2 protein-coding genes are annotated in these 3,763 nt (G+C 73.1%); both read left to right on the top strand.

All coding sequences use genetic code 11. The features are described 5' to 3' along the window. Positions 1–3,217: AAA domain-containing protein (locus tag AC1DP0_RS19415; RefSeq protein ID WP_478087698.1), on the top strand; the 3,217-nt coding region annotated here is incomplete at its 5' end. Between the two features lie 68 nt (positions 3,218–3,285). After that, positions 3,286–3,763 (top strand): tetratricopeptide repeat protein (locus tag AC1DP0_RS19410; protein WP_478087696.1); only part of this gene is annotated, 478 nt, incomplete at its 3' end.

The following is a 3,763-nucleotide window of genomic DNA, read 5'->3' as shown; positions in this document are numbered from 1 at the left end:
ACCCGGCACCGGCAAGTCGCAGACCATCGTCAACCTCATCGCCGCGCTCGCGGCCGAGGGCAAGTCGACGCTCTTCGTCGCCGAGAAGCGGGCTGCCATCGACGCCGTCCTCAGCCGGCTCGACCGGCTCGGCCTCGGCGACCTGGTGCTCGACGCGTACGACGGCATGACGAACAAGCGCGCGACGGCGCAGCAGTTCGCCCGGAGCCTCGACGCGGCCGTCGAGAACGACAGCCCCGGGACCGACCGCACCACCTCGACGCTGCGCGACCGTCGGGCCCGCCTGCAGAAGCACGTGGACGCCCTCCACGCGGTGCGCGCCCCGTGGGGCGTGTCCGCGCACGACGCCCAGGAGGCCCTCGTCGAGCTCGGCACGCGCACGCCTCCGCCGACCTGCCACGTCCGCCTCGGCAGCCGAGACCTCGCCGGCATGAGTCGGCCCCGCGCCGTCGAGCTCGGTCGACGCCTGCGCGACGCGGCCGGGCTCGGCGCGTGGACCCGGGACGGCGACGACCCGTGGTTCGGTGCCCGCATCCTCAGCGGCGACGACGCGTCCCGCGCTCTCGACATCACGACCAAGCACAGCACGAGCGGCCTCGACGACGCCGCCCGCCAGCTCAACCGCATACTCTCGGAATCGCATGTGCCGGAAGCGAACTCGCTCGCGGACTGGAAGTCGGCGTTCGCGACGATGTCGAGCGTCCGCGAGACGCTCGAGGTGTTCCGGCCGGAGGTCTTCGACATCCCCCTCAAGGAGCACATCGCCGCGACCGCCACGCGGGACTGGCGTGCCGCGCGCGATGTCGAGATGGGCTGGCTCGACCGCTGGAAGATCCGTCAGCAGACCAAGCGGCTGCTACGGCCCGGTCGACCCCCGGCCAACCTCCACGAGGAGCTCGTCTCGGCCAGCGAGCAGCGCGAGCACTGGTTCGAGCTCGTCGGCGGCGGCGGACGCCCTGAGATCTCACCGCGCCTCGACGAGGGGCTCGCGCTGCTCGCGGGTCTCACTGCCGACCTCGAATGGCTCGACGAGCGACTGCAGGTCCCGAACGGGCAGACGCTGACCTCCCTGCCGCTGCGCGCCCTCCGCGAGCGGCTCGCTGCCCTGGCGAGCCGTCCCGACCGGATCGCGGTGCTGCCGCAGGTCACGACGGCTCTCGACGAGCTGCGCGCCGCGGGTCTCGGTCTGGTCGTCGACGACCTCGCGGCACGGGGGATCCCCACCGACCAGGTCACGGCAGAGGTCGAGCACGTCTGGTGGGCCTCGCTCGCGGCGGAGATCGCCGTGCGCGACCCCGCCTATGGCGCCCACGACGGCGAGGGGCTGCGTCGCGACGTCGCCGAGTTCACCGAGGCCGACCGCGCCCACTTGGCGGCCACGGTGGCCCGGGTGCGTGCCGCGGTTGCCCGCAACGTCCGCGAGGTGCTCGCCGACCACCCCGCGCACGAGGCGCTGGTGCGCGCCGAGGCCGGCAAGGCACGCCGTCACAGGCCGCTGCGCGACCTCATGCCTCAGGCAGGGACGACGCTCACCGCGATCAAGCCGTGCTGGGCGATGAGCCCGCTCGTCGTCGCCTCGACGCTGCCTCCGGGTCGGTGGTTCGACGTCGTGATCTTCGACGAGGCTTCCCAGGTGCAGCCGGCCCAGGCCATCTCCGCAATCTCCCGTGCCCGTCAGGTGGTTGTCGCAGGAGACGAGCGGCAGCTGCCGCCGACGAACTTCTTCACCGTCGTGTCCGATGACGAGGCGGACGTTGGTGCCCCGACCGACGAGACGCTGACCGAGGGCTTCGAGTCGGTGCTCGACGTGCTGGCCGCCGCGCTGCCGACCCGCAACCTCACCTGGCACTACCGCAGCCGCGACGAACGCCTCATCGCCTTCGCCAACGAAGCGATGTACGACGGACGTCTCACGACCTTCCCCGGCACGTCCCTGAGCTCGGCCGTCACCTTCGAGCCGGTCGACGGGCAGGCCGTCGTGCAGCCCGGCGTCGACACCATCGAGACGACCGACGGGGAGGTGGCTCGCGTCGTCGAGCTCGTCCTCGAGCACGCGCGCACCCGGCCCACCGAGTCGCTCGGTGTCATCGCCCTCGGCATCAAGCACGCCGATCGGCTCGAGGAGGCGATCACGGGGGCGCTGCGCACGTCGCCCGACGTCGCCGCCTTCTTCGACGAGTCGCGTGAGGAGCGCTTCTTCGTCAAGAACCTCGAACGCGTGCAGGGCGACGAGCGCGACGCCATCATCCTGTCGATCGGCTACGGCAAGACGCCCCACGGTCGAGTGCTGCACCGCTTCGGACCGCTCAACATCGAGGGCGGCGAGCGTCGCCTCAACGTCGCCATCACCCGGGCCCGCTGCCGGATGACCGTCGTGTCGGCGCTGCGCGCCGTCGACCTCGACCCGAGCCGCCTCAAGGCGCGCGGTGCCCTGATGCTGCGGGACTTCCTCGCGTATGCCGAGGGTGGCGGGAGCGCCGGCGACGAGGACACGCTCTTCGCGACGGCCACCGTCACGAGCGACCCGCTGCGCCACGACCTCGCGGAGCGCCTGCGCCGCCACGGGCTGACCGTGCACGAGGACTACGGCACCGCGAGCCACCGCATCGACATCGCGGTCGAGGACCCCTACCACCGTGGCCGTGCGCTCATCGCCGTCGAGACCGACGGGGAGCGGTATGCCGCCCTGCGCAGCACGCGCGATCGTGACCGTCTGCGGCCGGAGCAGCTGGCCCGGCTCGGCTGGGTGCACGAGCGGGTGTGGAGCACCGACGTCTTCCGGGACCCGGCGCGGGAGATCGCCCGGATCGTGACGCTGGCCCGCTCGTCCCCGCCGCCCGCCGTCCCCGAGACGCCGGAGGCGCCGGAGACGCCGGAGTCAGGTGGCCCGTCGCAGCCGACAGGAGGGGAACGGTCGCCCGACGGCCCGACAGCCGCTGACGGCGACAGCGGGACGCAGACTGGTGCGCCCTCGTCGACGGACGGTGGGGGAGCGGACGAGGCCCCCGCGGCGCCGGCGCCGAAGCGCAAGCGACGACGGGTCTTCCGGAAGGGGACCGGGGCCGCCGACACCACGCCTGAGACCGATGCGAGCGAGCCGGGGGCCGCGCTCGGGCGCAGCAGCGACGAGCTCGACCTCGGGTGGGGCGAGCGCCCGTCCGGGTCGGGTCTCGGTGACCGTTGGCTCGAGGAGCAGCGACCGCCGCACTACGAGTGACCGGGAGGTGAGCCTCAGCGTCGGGACAGGGGTGGAATGCCGTCACACCGTGCCGCGTTGAGGCCCTCATGAACACGGCGACACCGTTCTCGCTGCGCCTCTCGTGGGCCCGGGGTCTCTTCGAGCGAGGTGACCACCTGGCCGCCGCGACGGCTCTGGCCGAGCTCGTCGACGAGGTCGAGTCGTCGCGCACGGAGGGGTCCGACGCCGACGCCGTGCTGCACTCGGTCACCGACCTGCGCCTCCTGCTGGCCCGCGCGTACTTCCAGTCCGCCCAGCTCGGCCGCGCCGAGGCCACGCTGATCCAGGTCATCGAGCAGTCGCCGACGGACTCCTACGCGCACCTGCTGCTGGGCCGCACGCTCCAGCGCGCCGGTCGGCATGCCGAGGCCGCTCGTCCGCTCGCCCTCGCCGAAGCCCTGGGCGGCTACGAGCGCCCCCAGGCCTACGGCACCGCGGCCGCAAAGCCCACCCAGCCCACCCAGCCCACCGAGCCCACCGAGCCCACCGAGCCCACCCAGCCCACCCAGCCCACCCAGCCCACCC

The sequence above is a fragment of the Terrabacter sp. P5_B1 genome (assembly GCF_056400505.1).
The sequence above is the reverse complement of the archived record's forward strand: the minus strand, read 5'-3'. Positions and strand labels throughout refer to the sequence as shown.